The organism is Providencia sp. PROV200 (genome assembly GCF_049901995.1).
GTDB lineage: Bacteria > Pseudomonadota > Gammaproteobacteria > Enterobacterales > Enterobacteriaceae > Providencia > Providencia rettgeri_E.
Map to the genome: position 1 here is coordinate 3,800,093 of NZ_CP096307.1, position 21,830 is coordinate 3,821,922.

15 protein-coding genes are annotated in these 21,830 nt (G+C 41.8%); 2 read left to right on the plus strand and 13 right to left on the minus strand.

The genetic code is table 11. From position 1 onward, the window contains the following. Positions 1 to 23: 23 nt before the first annotated feature. The 8 genes from M1E86_RS17540 to M1E86_RS17575 all read right to left on the minus strand — a co-directional run bounded on the left by M1E86_RS17540 (position 24) and on the right by M1E86_RS17575 (position 13,293). Positions 24 to 2,714 carry an outer membrane usher protein gene (locus M1E86_RS17540; RefSeq protein WP_125890598.1) on the minus strand — a complete coding sequence of 897 codons (2,691 nt, stop codon included), beginning with the start codon at positions 2,712 to 2,714 and terminating at the stop codon, positions 24 to 26. 20 nt (positions 2,715 to 2,734) lie between these two features. Beyond that, positions 2,735 to 3,286, minus strand: a complete 552-nt coding sequence (locus tag M1E86_RS17545; protein WP_125890599.1) for a fimbrial protein — start codon at positions 3,284 to 3,286, stop codon at positions 2,735 to 2,737. Positions 3,287 to 3,365: 79 nt separating this feature from the next. Beyond that, positions 3,366 to 3,896: a fimbrial protein gene (locus M1E86_RS17550; RefSeq protein ID WP_148099013.1), complete on the minus strand. Its 531-nt coding sequence runs from the start codon at positions 3,894 to 3,896 to the stop codon at positions 3,366 to 3,368. Between the two features lie 1,233 nt (positions 3,897 to 5,129). Next, a complete protein-coding gene (narI, locus tag M1E86_RS17555) occupies positions 5,130 to 5,807 on the minus strand; it encodes a respiratory nitrate reductase subunit gamma (RefSeq protein WP_004907792.1) in 678 nt (225 codons plus the stop codon). Continuing rightward, positions 5,804 to 6,526 carry a nitrate reductase molybdenum cofactor assembly chaperone gene (gene narJ / locus M1E86_RS17560; protein ID WP_213913674.1) on the minus strand — a complete coding sequence of 241 codons (723 nt, stop codon included), beginning with the start codon at positions 6,524 to 6,526 and terminating at the stop codon, positions 5,804 to 5,806. The genes narI and narJ overlap by 4 nt, the downstream gene beginning before the upstream one ends. Next, the gene (gene narH / locus M1E86_RS17565; RefSeq protein WP_125890602.1) at positions 6,523 to 8,064 is read right to left on the minus strand and encodes a nitrate reductase subunit beta; all 1,542 of its coding nucleotides are present in this window, start codon (positions 8,062 to 8,064) and stop codon (positions 6,523 to 6,525) included. The genes narJ and narH overlap by 4 nt, the downstream gene beginning before the upstream one ends. Beyond that, on the minus strand, positions 8,064 to 11,825 hold the full coding sequence (locus M1E86_RS17570) for a nitrate reductase subunit alpha (protein ID WP_213913677.1): 3,762 nt from the start codon (positions 11,823 to 11,825) through the stop codon (positions 8,064 to 8,066). The genes narH and M1E86_RS17570 overlap by 1 nt, the downstream gene beginning before the upstream one ends. A gap of 67 nt (positions 11,826 to 11,892) precedes the next feature. After that, a complete protein-coding gene (locus M1E86_RS17575) occupies positions 11,893 to 13,293 on the minus strand; it encodes a NarK family nitrate/nitrite MFS transporter (protein WP_213913679.1) in 1,401 nt (466 codons plus the stop codon). Positions 13,294 to 13,625: 332 nt separating this feature from the next. Between M1E86_RS17575 and narX the strand changes: the two genes are divergently transcribed. Both narX and narL read left to right on the plus strand, forming a co-directional pair. After that, a complete protein-coding gene (gene narX, locus M1E86_RS17580) occupies positions 13,626 to 15,368 on the plus strand; it encodes a nitrate/nitrite two-component system sensor histidine kinase NarX (RefSeq protein WP_213913681.1) in 1,743 nt (580 codons plus the stop codon). Between the two features lie 21 nt (positions 15,369 to 15,389). Beyond that, complete coding sequence (gene narL / locus M1E86_RS17585) at positions 15,390 to 16,046, plus strand: two-component system response regulator NarL (RefSeq protein WP_125890606.1); 657 nt, start codon at positions 15,390 to 15,392, stop codon at positions 16,044 to 16,046. 12 nt (positions 16,047 to 16,058) lie between these two features. Here narL and M1E86_RS17590 read toward each other — a convergent pair whose 3' ends face one another. The 5 genes from M1E86_RS17590 to fabG all read right to left on the minus strand — a co-directional run bounded on the left by M1E86_RS17590 (position 16,059) and on the right by fabG (position 21,817). After that, a complete protein-coding gene (locus M1E86_RS17590; protein WP_426099182.1) occupies positions 16,059 to 17,213 on the minus strand; it encodes a CdaR family transcriptional regulator in 1,155 nt (384 codons plus the stop codon). Between the two features lie 14 nt (positions 17,214 to 17,227). Then, complete coding sequence (locus M1E86_RS17595) at positions 17,228 to 18,391, minus strand: glycerate kinase (RefSeq protein ID WP_213913684.1); 1,164 nt, start codon at positions 18,389 to 18,391, stop codon at positions 17,228 to 17,230. A 33-nt stretch (positions 18,392 to 18,424) separates the two neighbouring features. After that, a complete protein-coding gene (locus tag M1E86_RS17600; protein WP_125890609.1) occupies positions 18,425 to 19,765 on the minus strand; it encodes an MFS transporter in 1,341 nt (446 codons plus the stop codon). A 120-nt stretch (positions 19,766 to 19,885) separates the two neighbouring features. Beyond that, the gene (locus tag M1E86_RS17605) at positions 19,886 to 21,070 is read right to left on the minus strand and encodes a thiolase family protein (protein ID WP_125890610.1); all 1,185 of its coding nucleotides are present in this window, start codon (positions 21,068 to 21,070) and stop codon (positions 19,886 to 19,888) included. Between the two features lie 9 nt (positions 21,071 to 21,079). Continuing rightward, complete coding sequence (gene fabG / locus M1E86_RS17610) at positions 21,080 to 21,817, minus strand: 3-oxoacyl-ACP reductase FabG (protein WP_213913686.1); 738 nt, start codon at positions 21,815 to 21,817, stop codon at positions 21,080 to 21,082. Between the last annotated feature and the right edge of the window lie 13 nt (positions 21,818 to 21,830).

Sequence of the window (21,830 nt, forward strand, 5' to 3'; positions counted from 1 at the left end):
TTTATAAAATCAAGCAACTTGGGTTACTCGGTATAATCTGCGCTGTAAGCAATATCCGGTGGTTTCAATAACCAACGCTGACTTGGTGCTACGCCCTGTTTAATCGGTGCAGGTTTGTAAACTGGTGCAGGCTGCCCAACAGGCACGGCTTTTGCTGGCATATATCCAGGTTCAACACTTGGGCTGCTTGTACACGGTAATAACAGTGAGTTAAATTCCGCTGTTGTAATATTTTCAGGGACTTGAATTTTGCATTGCGCACTTCCATCCCAATAGACATCTAAAACTTCATTTGGATTAACACCCGAGATATAAACGGAGCCATTATCTGTCACGATACCGAGCTCTCTATTTTTCTCATTTCTCACGGTAGCCCCAAATGGCGGATAACTTCCGTCTGCCAATGCCAATCTCACCATCGTTTTAACACCCGATAACACCTCAAACTCACGGTAAGCCACGGCTCCTTCAGTCAGTGTTATAGGCTGCGATGTTCGAATCGCTTCCACGTCGTCAGGTAATTGAGTCACATCAATATGCGTACTGGTACGATAGTAATCACTGATGTCAGCGACCACTGCTTTACCAAAAATATTGGTTTCTGTGTTTGGTCCAAAACCTTGAATAGGAACATTTTTCACACCTTCAGTACCTACCATCACTCGACTTCCACCTGGCGTATTAATGCGGTGTAGTGCGGCACCATGCCCCGTGACAGTTGCGCCACCCTGTAAAGAAAATGCCGCTGAAGAGGTATCCCCATTGATATAGCTGGTACTTGCCGTTACTGTTGCTAAATCCGCGTAACGCGTATAGAAACCATCAATAGTTCCGCGACCACGACTACTCACCCCAGTACCAACACGATAATTTGTTTTATCATCAATGGAGTCGAAATAGCTGACAGTGTGAGAATTACCATCCCTAGTAACCATATTGTTATAGCTAATTGACGCTCTATCAGCCCAAGGCAAAGAGAGGTTCATATATAGCCCATCGTCATTATTTCTATTATCAAATTTGTTACGAAATGCCGTTAAACTTAAATTGATGTTTTTAAAACGGCCAATATCAAAATATTTAGCAATAGAAAGGTTATAGCGTTTTGCCGCAGGCTTATTCCAATAAGTTTCGTGGTTATAGTTCAGATACGCAGTCAGATCCGCACTAGTGAAATACTTATTAAATGTGATCGTATACAGCTCTTTACTATTATCGAATTCCACCCCTCTGTAACGACGGTCTAGATATTGGTTCATACTCATAAAGTCACGTTCAGAGAATCGGTATCCTGCGAAGGTAACTTGGCTATCATATTCTTCAAAACGTTTTGAATAACTTAAGCGATAAGACGCACCCGTATAGATTTTGTTTTCTGTTTTCAGTTTTGCTCGTGACTCAGTGATATCGAATGAAATTGCACCGAAAGCGAGTAAATCTCGACCAACACCGAGTGATAATGCGTTATAGTCGCCTGCCGCAACGCCACCGCCGAATAATGACCAACCGTTAGAGACCCCCCAGCTAAACTCCCCCGTAACAAATCCTTGCCCTTCTGTTTCGTGTTCCATATTATTCGGTCGGCCACCTGCAATCTTAAACAGTACTGAGCCAGGACGAGTTAAATATGGTATGGAGGCAGTATTCATTTGGAATTCTTGTACAGAACCATCTTGCTCTTCGATGCGTACATCTAATTTACCGCTAACAGCATCACTTAAATCTTGAATACGAAAAGGCCCAGGAGCAACTTGCGTTTCATAAATAACGCGCCCTTGCTGAGTCACAACCACTTTAGCATTAGTTCTTGCAACACCAGTGACTTCAGGCGCATAGCCACGTAAGTTAGGTGGTAACATTCTCTCATCAGAGATAAGACTTACCCCCATATAACGGAATGAATCAAATAATCCTGAGCGTAGGAATTGCTCCCCCATCGTTAGCTTTGCATTTAGTTCTTTAACTGCTCGATAAGCATAATATTGGCTCCAATCCCATTTACGATCTGTGGATTGGCCATTAGTTCGATTATAACTTGCTTGCCAGTCAGCTCTAAAGCGCCAAGCTCCGAGGTTAAAACCTGTTGTACCATTACCAGTTACCGACTGGCTATTGGCTGAATCAGCAGGCCTTATCAGGTTAGCATTCAAGTTATAGTCAAAAATGAGAGCGGGTACCCCTTCATCCCAGCGAGATGGTGGATCCCAGTTATCAGAGGTAAATTCGATATACGCCTGAGGTACAGTAATGGTAACTGTTTCTTTGGCTAAAGAACCATTTATTGTCATTCCTGGAATGGTTTCTGGAATTAAACATTGGCCATTTTTAGCAAACTCAACCTTTTGCTTCCATTCGTCGCGCAAAGCGATATGGTCAACAATATCTGGCGTTAAACAAGGTTCAGTCATACTCGGATCATTGGGATCCGCGATATACTCAATATCAAAAATGTCAGCTAAATCGCGACTATTTAAATTAATTTTAAATGGGTATTTCCCAGGCATAACATAGCCCGCACGAGAGAACTCATTTAAAGAAATATTTTTTTTATCCTGAAGATCTAAAACGTCCGTATTAAACTCAATACTATCATTATTTGCATTAGCTAAATTTATATGAGCAATGGCTATAAACACCATGGTAGCAACAGGCGTTAAAAAATAACTTACTGAGTTATTAAATACTTTATTTTTACTTTTTAATCGCAGAGCCATAATAGTCCCTTAGTAATAACTCAGTAATAATCCATTTTAAAACGGATAGTTGTCTGATAATTCCCTGGTTTTAAGCGCTTATTATTAGGCACTACCTGCACCTTATAGTGCAGAGTTGTCTCTCCCGCGCTAATAGGTAAATCTGGCATTGCCTTACCAGGTATTGCAACATTTCCAGCCAAATCAGAAATTTTTACTGATAATCCATTCGCATGCCCAAACACATCGAAGTTACGGCCATCAGTTGGACCATCGAATGTAATATTGAAAGTTTGCCAATTAGGAGCTCCAGGAGTTACCGGTGTTAAAACACAATTGATAAGGCGTATAGAGAAATCACTTGTTGGACTTTCTCTGTCGTGAATTATCTGGCTAACCGGTACAGTCGTTATGCTAACTGATTGATCTCGGTTATCAGCATCAATTGCACAAGGGCTCTCAATGATTGAACCGCCCATAGTAACAGTTCCTTTGAACTGACTTTGTGCCCGAGAATTTTGATTTTGCGCACTCACTATCGGGGCAAATATCATTCCTGAAAGCACCATGACAATAATGCCAAAGTGATTCATAGCGACTCCATTTCAACTTAATAACCAATTTCAATGCATTCAAATTAGTGCCCATACATCCTTGTACGGGCGATACCAATTACTGGTAGCTCAGAGCAAATGTTGCGATTGCATCAAATTCACCAGGTACAGCTGGTTTATTTACTGCATCATCATCACCTTGCAAATATGCTTGGAAACGCAGTGTATTTGCACCTGTGAACAGAGCTTGTGATGGAGATTTCGCGCCTAAAGCAATTTTAGTGCCGTTGAAATCAGTGATCACAATACCTGCGTTTTTCGCGGTACCTGCGATAGCTAAACCATCAGTTACAGAAGCACTTGGTGTACCAGTAAATGTAGTTTGAACTGTTTTCAGAGTCGAAATGTCGCACTGCTCTAATTGAATATTGAAGTCACGAGCAATACTTTTACCGCCGCCGTTTAATGCGGATGTTGCGATAGCACCCATTGGTACTTCAAATGCTTGAGAACCTGGTGGAATTGAACAAGGAGCATCAATGATTGAACCTTTAAAAGTGACTTGGCCGCCACCTTGGTTTGCAGAAGCAGAACCAGCAACTACCGCTAAACCTAAACCTAATACTAAAGCAAGTTTATTTAATTTCATTTTATACATTTCCATTAGATAAAAAGACAACACAAATTAAAATAACGATTTATTATTAATCTGATTATTTTAATTTTTTCTTAAAATATATTCGATCAGCAAATATTAAGGATTGATACTAATAACTATTTCTATTTATCACACTTAGCTAATTAAATAAGTGAAATAATTAAACAGTGCATCAATGCGCTGCCATTATTATACCTCATTTTAGTTATGTCAAATCCGTGAGTTAACTACCCCTTTCTATTATAAGTTAGTGATATATATATATAATCCATTACACGCACCATCTTAAATACACCATTACAGGATAAGTTAGTGATACTCATCTAATTAAATTAAGGTTTTTTTAATAAAAAACCATAAAATAAACCCAATCATTACTAATAAAGTTTTTTATACTCACAAAACGGGTTCTTATTAGTGAAAAAAAATGAAGAAAGAGGAAATGCAATCAGAAAATTAATCCAAAGATATTAAATCGAGATTTACCCGACAAATAATTAATCAGAAACATCCCAAAAAAAACAAATAAATATTTTCATAATATTTCATAATTCACTAATTGTTACATATTAGACAAAACAAAAAACAAAAATAAATCAATAATTATCAAACAGATAAACAAATTAAACCATAAAACAAATATAAATAACACCTAGAAATCATTCATATAAAAAAACATTTATTTAAATTAAAGTGGAAATAGAAACAATTAAGAAAAAATCAAACCAAAAATAATCATTAGATAATTTTTTATATTTCAAATCATTTCAGATAGTAATAAAAGGTAACCAGAGATAACTTTATAAATATACACCCCCATATTAAGGCCAAAATCGGAACCAAATACCTTCAATTAAAACTAATCAATCCATCTTTAATGTGATTAATTAAATTGAAATACGTTAAATAGCGAAATAGATAAATCCCAAAGTGGAGTAAAGCGAAAGACCAAATGACTTTCAATAAACACATCACCGCCAAAATAATAATACCTAGAATATATAAACTAATGTTTAATTGAAGCGTCATCGAAAATCATCATAGTTCATCATTATATTTAACATTATCTATACTCAAGGTGATGGTGATAAAAAGTAAATCAGCCTTTAAAACAAAACCCCATCTTATATAAGATGGGGTAGCAAAATAACCATGTTTGTTGTTTATACAAGAACCAGTTGTATTAAAAAAATATACTGGTCAATATTCCTATATACCCAAAACTTAATGGCGATTTCTCACCAATTGATACCGACGAGTCAGGTATTCGATAGGTGCACTCCAAATGTGCACTAAACGGCAGAATGGGAAGAGTAAAAATATCGTCATACCCAACACAATATGCAGTTTAAAAACAATCCCAACCCCTTCAAGGTAATTGGATGCCCCCCAATGGAATGTCACAATAGACTGTGCCCACCCCACTAATTTTAACATTTCGCTACCATCCATATGTTGTGCTGAGAAAGGAATGGTAAGTAACCCTAAGCAAACTTGCACCACCAACAAAGTTAAGATCATGATGTCACCGAAGGATGACGTTGCTCTCACGCGAGGATTTGTTAGGCGGCGCTTCAATAGCATCGCACCACCAATTAGCATCATCACACCAGCAGCGCCCCCACCAATCATCGCCATTAACTGCTTAATATGCATTGGCAGAAAAGATTCATACATCCAATGAGGCGTTAGCATGCCTAAAAAGTGCCCGACAAAAATCCCAATAATCCCCAAATGGAATAAGTTTGATGCCAAACGCATGTTCTTTTTATCCAACATTTGGCTGGAACCCGCTCGCCACGTGTATTGCCCGTAATCGTAACGTAACCAACTACCGACAATAAATACCGTCCCTGCGATATAGGGGTAAATATCGAAGAAAAATTGATTGATAAAATTCATTTTTGAACTCCTACATGGCTGCCCACACTGAGATCCAAATACTGTGGTACCACCGCATTGGCGAAGCGATGTTGATGTGCCGCCACTTCGCTACCACATGTTTTTTCATCGGCAAAAAATTTCACTTGCTCCTCTTCCCAAACCGCATCTAGCGCCTCTGGGGTATCATCCCGTACTTCGGTTGCCACTTGTTTGCTTAATTGCTCCGTCGCAATATCGCTATGAGAAAGCTCAAGTAAAAAATTAAATAAAACAGAAAAACGGCTTTCTCGCTGTTTCAGTCTTTCCCCTAACAACGCTAAAATTGGCGCAATATCCTGTAACCCCTCGAGAGTTTCATTGCTCGGCAATACCGTTAAATATTCCAAATAAATGGGCAAATGGTCGGGTAATTCACGGCAATCAATTTGCAAACCGTGTTGCTGATATTGCGCCATTAAATCCACCATCGCCTGCCCTCGGTCTCGGGACTCACCGTGTACATGCTCAAATAGCAATAAAGATGTTGCGCGACCTCTATCAAACAACTCACAATATTGCGCCTGCATATCAAGTAAGTCTTCGTTGAGATACTCGCGCACAAACACCATCAATTGAACAGCCCGTGTGACTGGCAGCTCATCAGCCTGTTCTAGCGCTTCAATGAGCTCATCGCGATGTAACCAAAGCGCTTCCGAAGGGTATTCCAATAACCGAGAAATCACTTTTAGTGTCATCATAGTGCTTTCTCCTGATTACTTTTTGGTGTGATATCAATGGCATCAATGCGCCTGCTATTAAATAAATTCGCTTTGCTATCGCTGCCATGGCAACCATCACCAAAACTAAAGCCACAAGCTTTCGCTTCAGGGAATGCTTCACGCGCCAATTCTCGATGACTCGATGGAATGACAAAACGGTCTTCATAGTTAGCAATGGCTAAATAGCGGTACATTTCTTGAGCCTGAGCTTGTGTTAAGCCAACTTGCTCTAATGCACTGGTATCACATTGGTTTTCCACAGTTTCTGCTCGTTTGAAATGGCGCATCGCTAACATACGTTTTAACGCCAATAACACTGGTTCGGTATCCCCTGCGGTTAACAAATTCGCAAGGTATTGCACTGGAATACGTAAACTTTCCACATCTGGCAATACACCGTTATTAGCTAAGAGCCCTGAATCCGCTACTGACTGAATTGGTGACAAAGGAGGTACATACCACACCATGGGTAACGTGCGATATTCAGGGTGCAATGGCAGGGCTAAGCGCCATTCCATCGCCATTTTGTACACTGGAGATTTCTGTGCCGCATCGATCACACTCAATGGGATCCCTTGTTTTTGCGCTTCTTCAATCACTTTTGGATCATGAGGATCAAGGAAAACATCAAGTTGGCTCTGGTAAAGGTCGGTTTCCTTTTCGACACTGGCCGCCGACTCAATTTTGTCCGCGTCATACAGCAATACCCCTAAATAGCGGATACGACCAACACAGGTTTCAGAACAAACCGTTGGCATGCCTGACTCAATACGTGGGTAACAGAAAATGCATTTTTCTGATTTACCACTTTTCCAATTGAAATAGATTTTTTTATACGGGCAACCAGTTAAGCACATACGCCAGCCGCGGCATTTGTCTTGGTCAATCAATACAATACCATCTTCTGAACGCTTATAAATTGCCCCACTTGGGCAGGTCGCGACGCAAGCTGGGTTTAAACAATGTTCACACAGGCGTGGCAAATACATCATGAATGTATTCTCAAACTGCCCATACATCTCTTTTTGAATATGTTCAAAGTTTTTATCTTGGGCTCGTTTGGCGAATTCACCGCCTAAATCATCTTCCCAGTTTGGTCCCATTTTCACGTTGCTCATCCGTTCACCCGTAATTAATGAACGAGGACGTGCTGTCGGTACGTGCTTACCTTCTTTGGCATTTTTTAAATGGCCGTAGTCATAATTAAATGGCTCATAATAATCATCCAAAGCAGGTACATCTGGATTAGCGAAGATTTTTGATAAAACGCCCACTTTGTTCCCCATACGTGGAACCAATTTACCCTTAATGGTGCGGATCCAGCCCCCTTTCCATTTCTCTTGGTCTTCCCAATTATGGGGGTAACCAATACCCGGTTTGGTTTCGACGTTATTAAACCATGCGTATTCCACCCCTTCGCGGCTAGTCCACACATTTTTACAGGTCACTGAGCAAGTGTGACAACCAATACATTTATCAAGGTTTAGCACCATGCCGACTTGAGAACGAATTTTCATTATGCTTTCTCCTTTCCGCTCAAGGTCTGCTGGTAGGCATCACCTTCACCATCCAGCCAGTCAACCTGTTTCATTTTGCGAACAACCACAAATTCATCACGATTAGAACCTACTGTTCCGTAATAATTGAAACTATAGGCAAGGTGCGCATAACCACCGATCATATGCGTAGGTTTCGGGCAAACACGCGTGACCGAATTATGAATTCCGCCACGTTGAGCCGTAATTTCAGAGCCGGGTAAGTTGATCAGCCGTTCTTGGGCGTGGTACATCATGATCATGCCATCAGGAATACGTTGGCTAACGATCGCTTTAGCGGTTAATGCACCATTACTGTTAAAAGCTTCAACCCAATCGTTATCTTCAACACCCAGTTCGCGGGCATCTTCTTCGCTAAGCCAAACCACTGGGCCACCGCGGCCTAACGTCAACATTAATAAGTTGTCACTGTAAGTGGAGTGGATCCCCCACTTTTGGTGCGGCGTTAAAAAGTTCAGTGCTTTTTCTGGGAACCCATTGGATTTTTTCCCCATAAGTGGCTGAGCCGCTCGAGTGTCAATCGGTGGGCGATATACCACAAGGCTTTCCCCAAAGGCGCGCATCCATTCATGGTCTTGATATAACTGCTGACGACCACTGAGTGTCCGCCATGGGATCATTTCATGCACGTTGGTGTAACAGGCGTTGTAGGAAACATGTTCATCTTCCAGCCCTGACCATGTCGGGCTCGATATAATTTTACGCGGCTGCGCAACAATATCGCGAAAACGGATTTTTTCGTCTTCTTTATAACGAGCAAGATGAGTATGGTCGCGGCCCGTTACTTTGCTTAACGCATCCCATGCTTTTACTGCCACTTGCCCATTGGTTTCAGGCGCGAGTGTTAAAATGACTTCCGCTGCATCAATCGCTGTTTCAATTTTTGGCCGCCCAGCATTGGCTCCCTCTGGCTGGGTTTTATTGAGTTTTTTCAAGAAATCAATTTCATCTTGCGTATTCCAATTGATCCCTTTTCCCCCATTACCCAATTTATCCATCAGTGGGCCAAGAGAGGTAAAACGTGCATAAGTATTTGGATAGTCACGCTCAACACTGATAATGTGCGGTGCAGTTTTTCCGGGGATTAGATCGCACTGGCCTTTTTTCCAATCTCTCACATCAAAAGGCTGTGCCATCTCGGCTGCACTATCATGTTGGATCGGCAACGTCACCACATCCGTTTCTTTGCCTAAGTGCCCAACGCTGACCTCAGAAAATGCTTTGGCAATCCCCTTATAAATTTCCCAATCGCTTTTAGATCCCCAAGCAGGGTCGACCGCAGCTGATAATGGATGAATAAATGGATGCATATCCGAGGTATTCATATCGTCTTTTTCATACCAAGTAGCGGTCGGTAAAATAACGTCTGAGAATAAGCAGGTGCTCGACATTCTGAAGTCGAGAGTCACCACTAAGTCAACTTTCCCTTCTGCCGCTTTGTCTTGCCATTCCACTTCTTCAGGTTTGACGCCGCCTTGTTGACCTAAGTCTTTGCCTTGAATACCATTTTCAGTTCCTAATAAGTATTTCAGTAAGTATTCATGGCCTTTCCCTGCGGAACCCAATAAATTTGAACGCCAAATAAACAGATTTCGTGGGAAATTTTGAGGGTCATCAGGTTGCTCTGAAGCAAAGCGAATATTGCCTTCTTTCAACTGTTTAACCGTATAATCAGTGGGTGACATCCCTTCACTTTGTGCCTTCTTCGCAATATTTAATGGGTTGACATTTAATTGTGGTGCTGACGGCAGCCACCCCATGCGTTCGGCACGTACATTCATATCAACCAAACTACCGCTAAAGGCGTGTTTATCGGCTAGAGGCGATAGCAACTCTTCTGTTGAGACAGTTTCGTAACGCCATTGGCTTGAATGGTTATAGAAAAAAGAGGTGCTATTCATATGACGAGGTGGACGCTGCCAGTCCAAACCGAATGCTAATGGCAACCACCCCGTTTGTGGACGTAATTTTTCTTGCCCAACATAATGAGACCAGCCACCGCCGCTTTGCCCAACGCAACCACAGAAAATCAACATATTGATAATCGCACGGTAGGTCATATCCATGTGATACCAGTGGTTAATCCCTGCGCCAACAATCACCATAGAACGGCCATGGGTTTTCTCTGCGGTATCGGCAAACTCACGCGCTATGCGAATAATATTTTGGCGGCTAACCCCAGTGACTTTTTCCGCCCACGCAGGTGAATACGCTTTCATATCATCGTAATCAACTGCACAGTTTTCATCGCCAAAACCACGGTCAATGCCGTAGTTCGCTAGCATTAAATCATAAACACTAGTAACCAATGATTCACTACCATCAGCTAACTGAATACGTTTAGCGGGCAGTTTATGTAATAAAACATCTTTAAGTTCAACATGCTGGAAGTGCTCACTTTCTAAGCCACCAAAGTAAGGAAAACCAACATCGACAAATTCATCATGACTATCTGCCAAGCTGAGTTTCATTTTTATGTCATGAGCATCTTGCCCAGCGCGCGGCTCTAAATTCCATTTTTGACCGCCATCCCAACGGAACCCCATTGAACCTTGTGGAGCACATAATTCGCCTGTCTCTTCATCAATCGCGATGGTTTTCCATTCGGCATTTTTCTCTTCGCCTAATGAATTGTGTAAATCGGATGCGCGTAGCATACGGCCAGCAACATAAGAGCCATCTTCACGCTTATCTAGCATGACAAGCATCGGCATATCAGTGTAAGTCCGCACATATTCACGGAAATATTCCGCTTCACGTTTTACATGGAATTCATTGAGGATCACATGCCCCATCGCCATTGCCATGGCGCTATCCGTTCCTTGTTTCGGGTTCAACCAATGGTCACATAATTTGGCAATTTCCGCGTAATCCGGCGTCACCGCGACTGTTTTAGTCCCTTTATAGCGGACTTCTGCAAAGAAGTGAGCATCTGGCGTACGGGTTTGCGGAACGTTAGAACCCCAAGCAATAATATAAGATGAATTGTACCAATCCGCTGATTCCGGTACGTCAGTTTGTTCGCCCCACGTCATGGGTGACGCAGGTGGCAAGTCACAATACCAGTCATAAAAACTTAAGCATGAGCCACCAATTAACGATAAATAGCGAGCGCCCGAGGCATAGGAAACCATTGACATCGCGGGAATTGGAGAAAAACCAACAATACGGTCAGGACCAAATTCTTTAATTGTCGCAACGTTTGCCGCTGCAATCAGTTCATTCACTTCTTGCCAACTTGAACGAACAAAACCACCACGACCACGAGCTTGTTTATAGCTTTTTGCCTTTTGCGGGTCATTGATAATAGAAAGCCACGCTGCAACAGGGTCTTGTTGCTCCGCTTTTGCTTCACGCCACAATTTAAGTAAGCGCTTACGCATCATTGGGTATTTAACACGGTTTGCGCTGTATAAATACCAAGAGTAGCTCGCCCCTCGAGGGCATCCTCTCGGCTCATGGTCAGGTAAATCAGGACGAGTTCGTGGGTAATCCGTCTGTTGCGTTTCCCAAGTGACTAACCCATTTTTGACATAAATTTTCCAGCTACAAGAGCCAGTACAATTAACACCATGGGTGGAACGCACGACTTTGTCATGCTGCCAGCGGCTACGATAACCATCTTCCCAATCACGGTTTACATTTAACTCTTGCCCGTGATCACCTGAAAAGGTTTCGCCCAACTGCTTAAAATACCGAAATCTGTCTAAAAACTTGCTCATCGGATTGCCTCCAAAGAGACGGCGACCGGCGCCGTACATTGCTAAAATTGATTTTTATGACTTGTTATTATTTGTGTTTACGGCCGTATACCAGCCATGTGATAAACACACAGGAAATATAAAATATAAAAAATACTTTCATTGCATCTGCCGGTGAACCCGTCAGTGTTAATGATGTACCGAACGCTTTTGGAATAAAGAAGCCACCTATTGCCCCAATAGCAGAGATAAACCCTAGAGCCGCTGCACTTTCTGTTACCGCCTCTTTTTGAGCCTCTTGTTCTGAAGCCCCTCTTAAAATGGCTTTATCCATGGTTAATTTACGAAAAACGACTGCGATCATTTGGAAGGTTGAGCCACTGCCTAACCCTGCCGTTAAAAACAGCACCATAAATACGCCATAAAACGCCCCAAAAGAGCCTCCTTGACCGTTTTCTGGTAACGTAAAAAACAGCAAGCCGGAGAAAACAGCCATGACCACAAAGTTCAGTAATGTGACTTTCACACCGCCAAAACGGTCAGACAGCATGCCGCCAACTGGGCGCGCTAACGCCCCGAGGAAAGGACCAAAAAAAGCAAATTTCAAAATAATGACGTCTGGGAACTGCGTTTTCGATAACATCGCAAAACCGGCAGAAAAACCGATAAATGAGCCGAATGTCGCCAGATATAACAGGCTTAATACCCATAGATGGCCCCGTTTCAAAACAGGTAATTGTGCTTTAAGAGATGCCTTATTTGCCGCTAAGTCATTCATGCCAAACCAAGCCATCACCGTAAAAAGCAGTAGAAATGGCACCCAAATCCAAGCGGCGTTTTCTAGCCACAACGTTGAACCATCAGGCTGAGCCGCTCCAGTCCCACCAACGAAAGTAAATACACCAACACCAACGATAAAAGGGGCCACTAATTGCATGACACTGACCCCTAAATTTCCTAGCCCACCATTCAGGCCAAGTGCACCGCCTTGGCGAGCTTTAGGGAAAAAGAAGCTGATATTGGCCATGCTGGATGCAAAGTTAGCGCCGGCAAAACCACAAAGTAGGGAAATAATGACAAAGACTTGATAAGGTGTGGCGGGGTTTTGAATCGCATAACCTAGCCAAATGCATGGGATCACCAAAAATAGCGTACTAATCGCAGTCCAACGGCGCCCACCAAAAATAGGAATAACGAATGAATAAGGGACTCTTAATAAAGCACCTGAAACGGAAGGTAATGCAGTTAATAAAAATAATTGGTCTGTCGTAAAATTAAAACCCACTTTATTTAAATTAACCGCAACTGCACTAAATAACATCCATACGCAAAATGCGAGCAATAAGCATGGAATAGAAATCCATAAATTACGATTGGCAATACGCTGCCCTGTTTTTTGCCAAAATTGAATATCTTCAGGCCGCCAATCCTGTATAACACCGTTATTTGGCTGTACAGCTACGCTATTAACATTATCTCGTTGAGACATAAATCACCCCGATAAATACAATTTCTGCTTGCAGTGTGTGGCGAATAGACCACCGTGAAGCTGATCTAAATCAAGAGAGATTTAAATGAAATATGCGTGATTTTTTTCGTTAACCACTAGAGGAGTATTAGGAGTACAAAACAATAACAAATTGAATTAAAACAAAAAAACTCATTACTGCGTAATTTTATGTGTTGGAATTTAAAGCGAATAATTCAATGGGATATTAAGGAGTAATACCGAAGTGGCATATTCAATTTTATATAATAGAGAAACAATATCTACGTTATCAAAAAATAATGAATAAACGTAAAGAGTAGAAAGGAACACTTATGTCTATTGCTTATCACCGATTTTCAATCATTAACCAAGTTATTGGTCTAATGCTATTGATTGCCGTACTCGGTATTATTGGCATGACAATTTCAAATAGTATGATTATTAGTGTGCAAGGAAATGCACATGCAATTAATAAGTCAGGCTCATTGCGGATGCAAAGCTATCATTTACTTTCATTAGTGCCGCTCAACCAATATTCTGACGTATATGTTCGTGAGCTTGAAAAAAATTTATTAAGCAATGAACTGACACAAGTTGTCGAAATAGAAGATTTAAATCCGCAATTTGCAGAGCTTTATCAATATTGGGTTACAGAATTAAAACCAGTACTTAACCATGCAGTTTCTCCTAATGATGCACGTCTTGCAGTCGTTACCTTTGTTAATAAACTCGATGCATTAGTTCGTAATATTGATGAAAAAACAGAACAAAAAATAACCTATGTAGCCATCACCCAAATGGTATTTATTAGCCTCGTTTCATTGCTACTTATTTTTGCTATCTGCCATTTTAGAAAGAAAATTTATACACCTTGGCTTAAGTTACTTCATATGGTGAATGCAATTAGCCATCAAGATTTTAGTCGGCGCTTCCCTGTCGGCAAAAAACTAGATGAGCTAAATTCACTCGGTCAAACGTTAAATCAAATGTCGGATGAGCTCGCACAGAGTTACCATCAATTAGAATCCCGAGTTATCGAAAAAACGGCTGATCTACAAAATAAAAATAATGTATTACTCTATTTATACCAATCTAATCGCACCTTACATGCCATTGGGCCACTATCTGTCAGGCTAGAAAAAGTATTATCTGAACTGAAAAGCTTAATGCCATTACAACATATCAGATTGAGGCTATATGAAGAAAATAATGATGCCTGCTTTCAAGATATTCATTGTCCTGAAAACAAGGAACACTGCCTCAAATCCCCCAAAATAGCTGAGCACCTTAAAGTAATATCATGGGAGATTTCCGATAACTTACAGCGTTATGGCATGATTTTGGCTGAAATAGATATAAACCAGCCATTATCTGAAGAGCAAAATAATTTAGTGCTCATGCTAGTCAAACAAATTGCTGGAATGCTAGCAATGGAGCACCAATTAGAACAACAGCAGCAGTTACTGATTATGGATGAACGCTCGGCGATTGCGAGAGAATTGCATGATTCAATCGCACAATCATTATCTTGCCTCAAAATGCAAATTAGTTATCTGCAAATGCAACCTAAAACATTGCCAACTAAGCACCAAGCACTATTAAACGAAATGCGCAATGAAATAAATTCCGCCTATAGCCAATTACGTGAACTTTTAACAACCTTCAGACTAAAGTTAACTGAATCAGGCCTATTCCCTGCCTTAGAAAGCACAATCCAAGAATTCAGCCAACGTCTTGGTTTTCAAATTGAATTAGATTACCGAATTCCAGCCAAAAGCCTCTCTCCACATCAATCTATTCATATTATTCAGATAATCCGAGAAGCGTTAAGTAATATTCTCAAGCATGCTAATGCAAACTGGTCACAAATCTCATTAATCGAAAGTAACGGGCTAATCACCATGACGATAGAAGACAATGGGGAAGGGATCCAACCTCAGCCAACAAAAAATAACCATTATGGATTGATTATTATGAGAGAAAGAGCCCTAAGCCTAAATGGAAAATATCAAATTTCCCCAAGAGTTCAGGGTGGCACTACGGTTAATGTCGTATTTCCACTAACTGTGGCCTAATTAAATTGGAGTAACTCATTAATGAAAAATGACAATAAACTGACTGGGCAATCTACCATTTTACTGATTGATGACCACCCTATGCTACGTAACGGTGTTAAACAATTAATTAGTTTAGAACCCACATTGAAGGTCATTGGTGAAGCAGACGATGGAATAACGGGTATTAAAATCGCGGAAGAGCAAGACCCCGATTTAATCCTATTAGATCTCAATATGCCAGGTATGAATGGCTTTGAAGTACTTGATAATTTACGTAGCCGCGAACTTTCAGGCCGAATTATCTTATTTACCGTATCCAATTACGGTGAAGACTTAATTCATGCGTTAAAACGAGGTGCTGATGGCTATTTACTCAAAGATATGGAACCCGAAAAACTCATTGTTGCATTAAAAGAAGCAGCAAGTGGTAAAATGGTCGTTAGCCCAACGCTTGCCTCCATTTTAGCTGAATCCTTAAGAGATAACCGAACCTCTACAGAGCATAATTTATCGGCATTAACCCCAAGAGAAACCCATATCTTAGATTTAATCTCTCAGGGGCTATCAAATAAGATGATTGCGAATAAATTACAAATTACAGAGAGCACAGTCAAAGTCCACGTCAAACACTTACTAAAGAAGCTCAATTTAAAATCGCGCGTTGAGGCCGCTATTTGGGTTTTACAACAAAAGTAATGACACAGCACCTCAACTTAATGCATCGAGCCATGGCTGTTGTTTTGGGTAACGTCGACGGTAGCCATGCATAGCAACAGATAATTGAATCAGATCCGTAAACCTTGTCGGGTCCAAATTGGTTTGCTTTTTAATTTGCTGTAACCGATAGCTTAATGTATTTCTGTGAATGCCTAATTGCTGTGCGGTGCTGCCTATTTCGCCATTTTGCGATAGGAATAACTCAAGGGTTTCAATCAAAATATCCCCCGAATCATGCAACAATATTTTATGGCAAATATCCAAGAAAAAATTAAATAGATAGCTATTTTCCAACTCATTAAAGAGGCACAAAGATGCCATTTCTTTAAATAGAAAAACCTGTTTATCAGGAACCGTTAGCCGGTCAACTTCAATGACTGAACGTGCAAAATGAACAGCATCCCTCACATGTTCCTGCGTATCTGCCTGGACACCAACACCAATATAATATTGGCTAAGCTGGCTATCTAGAATGAAATGAAGACTCGGAATAAATGATTCATTTTGATAGTGCATTGACGGAAATAGCATCAAAATTTCGCGACTATTAAGTAATAACACATCACTTTTTTCTATCGCTGATAATTCAGTAATGATTGTATCGAGTATTTCAGGACGGTATTGAACCGCTTCAATATTTATAATCACAGGGATCGTCGGTAACGTGAATATAAAACCGGAATTATGTAGTTTGAGTAATGCGCTGCGTCCCTGTGCTTGTGTTGTACTTTCTATATATTGGACAAATAACATGTCACGCAAACGATGCTGCCAGTTAATACTACGCCGCTCAATTTCTTGCTGAATTAGCAGCTCAGCCGTCAGTATGGCAAGTTCGGCATAACGCTGGATCACGACGGGATCGCCACTCACACCAATCACTAATTCCACTTTATCCGCCACAACAATCGGATGGTTTATCCCCGGAGCCACATTCGAATAAGCTCGCGCTTCATTTTCATTGTAAATCGTGATCCGTTTGCCGCAGCGGATCACCTCCACTGCGGCTTCATGGATTTCACCAATACGTTTTTTTTCTCCTGAAGCGATAATCACGCCCTGACTATTAATCACATTAACGTTGTGATGGATAATTCCCATAGCACGCGTGACAATATCATTGGCTAATTTATCAGTCAGTAGCATCTTACCGCCTCACTTTAGGGTTTTATTTGCTTATTCGGATTTGCGAGTATGGTACGCAGCAAATTTTCAGCGGTATCTGCTAAATAACGCTCACCATTGGTCATCGCTTGCTCAAGGGAAACCGGCCCGGGGCAAAGTGACCACATTGCAGTAATGCCATGTTGGTATAGGATACGGCTATCTTCACTATATCCCCCACAAAGAGCAATAACAGGTACATCATAATGACTGGCCATTCGAGCGACTCCCACAGGGGCCTTACCATTCGCACTTTGGCTATCAAGCCGCCCTTCTCCTACAATGACTAAATCCGCTTGTTGAATATAGGATTTTGCACCAAGGAGCCCCAGAACGAGATCAATGCCCTTTTCGAGTTTTGCCGAAACAAACCAACGAAGCCCCGCACCTAATCCACCCGCAGCACCACTGCCCGCCTCAAGTGAAACATCTTTTCCCGTTATTGTTGACATTAATTTTGCATAATGAGCCATCCCGATTTCAAGCTGGTCGAGTGTGTCTTGGTCTGCTCCCTTTTGGGGGCCATAAACATAAGTCGCCCCATTTTTACCTAATAAAGGGTTTTCAACATCGCAAGAGACACTAAATTCAACCTCTGCGGCGCGTGAGTCAAATTTATCAAAATCAATCTTTGCAATGTTAATGAGGTCTTTACCGCAAATTGGCGCCTCAATAAGCTGCGAGTTTTTATCATAGAACTGAGCACCTAATGCTTGAGCAAATCCCGCACCACCATCATTAGTTGCACTTCCTCCTATCCCAATAATAATACGAGAGCAGCCCATATCTAATGCATGTTTGACCATTTCACCCAAACCATAAGTTGAAGCATTTTCAACGCGACGATGCTCACGTTGAACTAATTCCAGCCCACAGCATTGCGCCATTTCAATAAAGGCAGTTTTTTCCTCCAGCACTAATAACCCTGCATCAACCTTACTACCATAAGGCCCAGTACAGCTAAAAATGTAAGGTGTTACACCAGAAAGCGCGGGGCTATGTTCCAGTGACTCCAACAAACCTTCTCCACCATCAGATATGGGTAATAACGTCATATCTAACTCAGAGGATACACGCTTGAAACCCTCAGCAACGGCTTGACATGCTAACCTTGCAGAACAACTTCCTTTAAAGGAATCAAGTGCGATAACAATTTTCATGCAGACTTTCCTATTGTAAATGGCGATGTTGAATTACTTGCTTTCCACTGAAGCCGATACTTGTAATGATTCGGGTTCGCTCATACCGTTAGTATTCACTCGTGAAGCAATAATCGTTCCAATAACTAACAAACCGACACCAAACCATAATCCAGAAGTGGCTGTTCCTGTATAATCTTCAAAAAATCCTAGAATAAACGGGCCTAGGAAGCCACCAAATAAACCTAAACAGTTCAATAATGCCAAACTTCCTGCCAACATACTGCCACTCATATACGTCGGTGGAAGAGAGAAAATAATCGATTGAACCACAAAAAACATAAATGCCGTTAAACAAAAGCCAATTAAGCCAACTACTGGACCGCCCACGGCACCAATCACTAACCCAACCGCCATCACGGCATAACCTGAAATTAAAATACGCGATGAACGCTGTGGTGTATTGGCTTTTCTCGCTACGAAAATGCCACCAATTGCGGCTGAGATCCAAGGGATCGCTGTTAATAGCCCGATCTGAATAGGTGTCAATTTGCCATACTCACCGATAATAGTAGGCAAAAAGTAACTTAAACCATAGACCGAGAACTGGTGGGTGAAATAGATAGCAACAATCATCATGAAGGCTTTATTTTTAAATGCTGCCTTAAGTGAGAATTTACTATTACTCACACTAATACTATTTTTGTCTTGGTCGTGTTTATATTTAATATAATTCCGATCATCTTCATCTAACCATTTCGCATCTTCAGGTTTATTTGGTAACACAAACCACACAACAAATGCTAGGATAACTGCTGGCAAGCCTTCAATGACAAACATCCATTGCCAACCATGGAAGCCCCATAAGCCATCCATACTCAGTAATAGGCCGCTCAGCGGTGCCCCAATAATATTCGCGAGACAGACCCCTAGTAAAAATAACCCTGTTGCTTTAGCCCGCTCTTCTTGGCTAAACCAATATGTCATATACAAAATGACCCCAGGATATAGGCCCGCTTCAGCCGCTCCCAGTAATAACCGCAAGATATAAAAAGAAATCGGCCCTGTCACAAATGCCATTGCTGCAGATAATAGCCCCCACGTGATCATGATCCGCGTGATCCAAAAACGCGCCCCCACTTTTTCCATTATTAAATTACTTGGGATCTCAAGAATCGAGTAGGTTAGGAAAAAAAGCCCTGCACCAATACCAAATGCAGTTGCAGATAATCCTAAATCAATCGACATCGCATTTTTTGCCATGCCAATATTGGTTCGGTCAATAAAGCTAATAATGTACGCTAAAATCAACAACGGCATCAGGTTACGGTATATCTTTGCGTTGGTTTTTTTCCCCTGAGCCACATAATCTAACTTTGCATTTGTAGAAAACATAGATAAGATCCTCATGTTGTAGTGAAACAGGTACGGCTCTTGGCAATAAGTGACATACCTGTTGTTTTACTTCAGCAACAGCCCGACGCCCCACGTCGGGCTTTCTGCTTGCAGCTTTTCTTATTCTCTTTCGAACAACATTGATATCCCTTGACCACCACCGATACACATCGTGACTAACCCGGTAGCAACCTGACGACGCTCCATTTCATACATTAACTTCACTGGCAAAATAGCCCCACTGGCACCTACTGGATGACCCAAAGCAATCGCACCGCCATTCACATTCACCTTCGTGCTATCAAGAGACAAATCATTCATAACTGCGATAGCTTGTGCTGCAAATGCTTCATTTAGCTCAATTAAGTCAATGTCTTTTACATCCATTTTGAGCTTTTCCATTAATCGACGGGTTGCTGGCGCGGGTCCAAAGCCCATAATCGCAGCTTCACATCCCGCGACAGCCCAATCAACGACCTTCATTCTTGGCTTCAGGCCACGTTTTTCCGCTTCTTCACGGCGCATCATCACTAATGCCGCAGCACCATCATTGATCCCTGAAGAGTTCGCGGCAGTGATCACACCATCCGCCTTAAATGCAGGGCGTAACTTGGCTAATTTTTCACGTGGTGTGTCCCGCGGATGTTCATCAGTATCAAAAATACGTGTTCCTTTACGGCCTTCCGGTATTTCTACTGGCAATATCTGGTCAGCAAAATAACCCGCTTGAATCGCTTTTAACGCTTTTTGCTGGCTGTCCCATGCAAAATCGTCCATCTCTTCGCGGGTGATATTGAACTGTTCTGCAACATTTTCTGCCGTCATTCCGTTGTGATAAGGCCCTTCTGGCCAAGTTAGGATGGACGTTAATCCATCTTCGAGCACATCATTCCCCATGCGGTAGCCATAACGCGCTTTGCGTAAGTAATACGGCAGCATCGTCATATTTTCTGTACCACAGGCCACCACAACATCGGATTGACCAGTCTGTAGCAGCATCATGCCATCAGCTAAAGCTTGTAATCCTGAGCCGCATTGACGGTTCACCGAATATGCCGTCGTTTCTTTTGGAAGCCCTGCCCGCAGTTGGCAAATACGTGCAATAAACCCACTTTCGGCGATTTGCCCAACATTACCCACGATGACTTCATCAACATCTTCGGGGGCAATTCCTGCTCTTTTCACAGCTTCACGGATCACCACAGCCCCGAGGTCATGTTGATGTGTATTTGCAAAACTTCCTCCCATCGTACCAATGGCTGTTCTCACACCACTCACAATGACAATATCATTCGCTTGTTTCATTATTTCCCCCTATAGCACCATTCCGCCGCCAACATTGATCACTTCACCATTGATATAACGCGCTTTATCAGAGGCTAAAAAGGCAACACATTGGCCTACATCGCGCGGATCCCCGGCAAAACCCGCTGGGATCTTACTGATCATGATGTCCCACACTTTTTCAGGTACACCGCGGGTCATATCGGTATCAATAAACCCTGGGCAAATCGCATTTACGGTGACACCTTTACGGGCTAATTCACGGCAAGCCGTTTTGGTCAGACCAATAACCCCTGCTTTGGACGCGGCATAGTTGGCTTGCCCAACATTCCCAAGCCAACTGGCCGAGGAAATATTGACAATTCGGCCATGTCCTTGCTCACGCATTAATTTTGCGGCTTCTTGCATGCAGTTAAATGTCCCTTTTAAATTGATATCAATGACTTTATCCCAATCATCTTCCGTTAATTTATGCAGCATGCCATCGCGGTTGATCCCTGCATTGTTCACCAGTACATCAATCGCCCCAAAATGTGCTAACGCTTTAGAAAATAAGCTATTAACCTCTTCACGCTTGGCAATATCGCAAGGAATAAAAATGGCTTGATGGCCTTGCTCTTGTAGCTGTTTTGCACTGTCTTCACCTGACGATATGGCTAAGTCAGAAATAACGACTTTTGCCCCTTCTTCCGCAAGCACCTGAGCAATAGCAAAACCAATACCTCTTGCAGAGCCTGTCACAATGGCGACTTTATCTTGTACTAACATGGATAAATTCCTC

Bases quoted from the DNA above. Each gene is read 5' to 3' on its own strand.
- M1E86_RS17575 (WP_213913679.1), bottom strand. From the start codon at position 13,293: ATGTCTCAACGAGATAATGTTAATAGCGTAGCTGTACAGCCAAATAAC.
- narJ (WP_213913674.1), bottom strand. From the start codon at position 6,526: ATGATGACACTAAAAGTGATTTCTCGGTTATTGGAATACCCTTCGGAA.
- M1E86_RS17595 (WP_213913684.1), bottom strand. From the start codon at position 18,391: ATGAAAATTGTTATCGCACTTGATTCCTTTAAAGGAAGTTGTTCTGCA.
- narL (WP_125890606.1), top strand. From the start codon at position 15,390: ATGAAAAATGACAATAAACTGACTGGGCAATCTACCATTTTACTGATT.
- M1E86_RS17545 (WP_125890599.1), bottom strand. From the start codon at position 3,286: ATGAATCACTTTGGCATTATTGTCATGGTGCTTTCAGGAATGATATTT.
- M1E86_RS17570 (WP_213913677.1), bottom strand. From the start codon at position 11,825: ATGAGCAAGTTTTTAGACAGATTTCGGTATTTTAAGCAGTTGGGCGAA.
- M1E86_RS17540 (WP_125890598.1), bottom strand. From the start codon at position 2,714: ATGGCTCTGCGATTAAAAAGTAAAAATAAAGTATTTAATAACTCAGTA.
- M1E86_RS17590 (WP_426099182.1), bottom strand. From the start codon at position 17,213: ATGCTACTGACTGATAAATTAGCCAATGATATTGTCACGCGTGCTATG.
- narH (WP_125890602.1), bottom strand. From the start codon at position 8,064: ATGAAAATTCGTTCTCAAGTCGGCATGGTGCTAAACCTTGATAAATGT.
- M1E86_RS17600 (WP_125890609.1), bottom strand. From the start codon at position 19,765: ATGTTTTCTACAAATGCAAAGTTAGATTATGTGGCTCAGGGGAAAAAA.
- M1E86_RS17550 (WP_148099013.1), bottom strand. From the start codon at position 3,896: ATGAAATTAAATAAACTTGCTTTAGTATTAGGTTTAGGTTTAGCGGTA.
- fabG (WP_213913686.1), bottom strand. From the start codon at position 21,817: ATGTTAGTACAAGATAAAGTCGCCATTGTGACAGGCTCTGCAAGAGGT.
- narI (WP_004907792.1), bottom strand. From the start codon at position 5,807: ATGAATTTTATCAATCAATTTTTCTTCGATATTTACCCCTATATCGCA.
- narX (WP_213913681.1), top strand. From the start codon at position 13,626: ATGTCTATTGCTTATCACCGATTTTCAATCATTAACCAAGTTATTGGT.
- M1E86_RS17605 (WP_125890610.1), bottom strand. From the start codon at position 21,070: ATGAAACAAGCGAATGATATTGTCATTGTGAGTGGTGTGAGAACAGCC.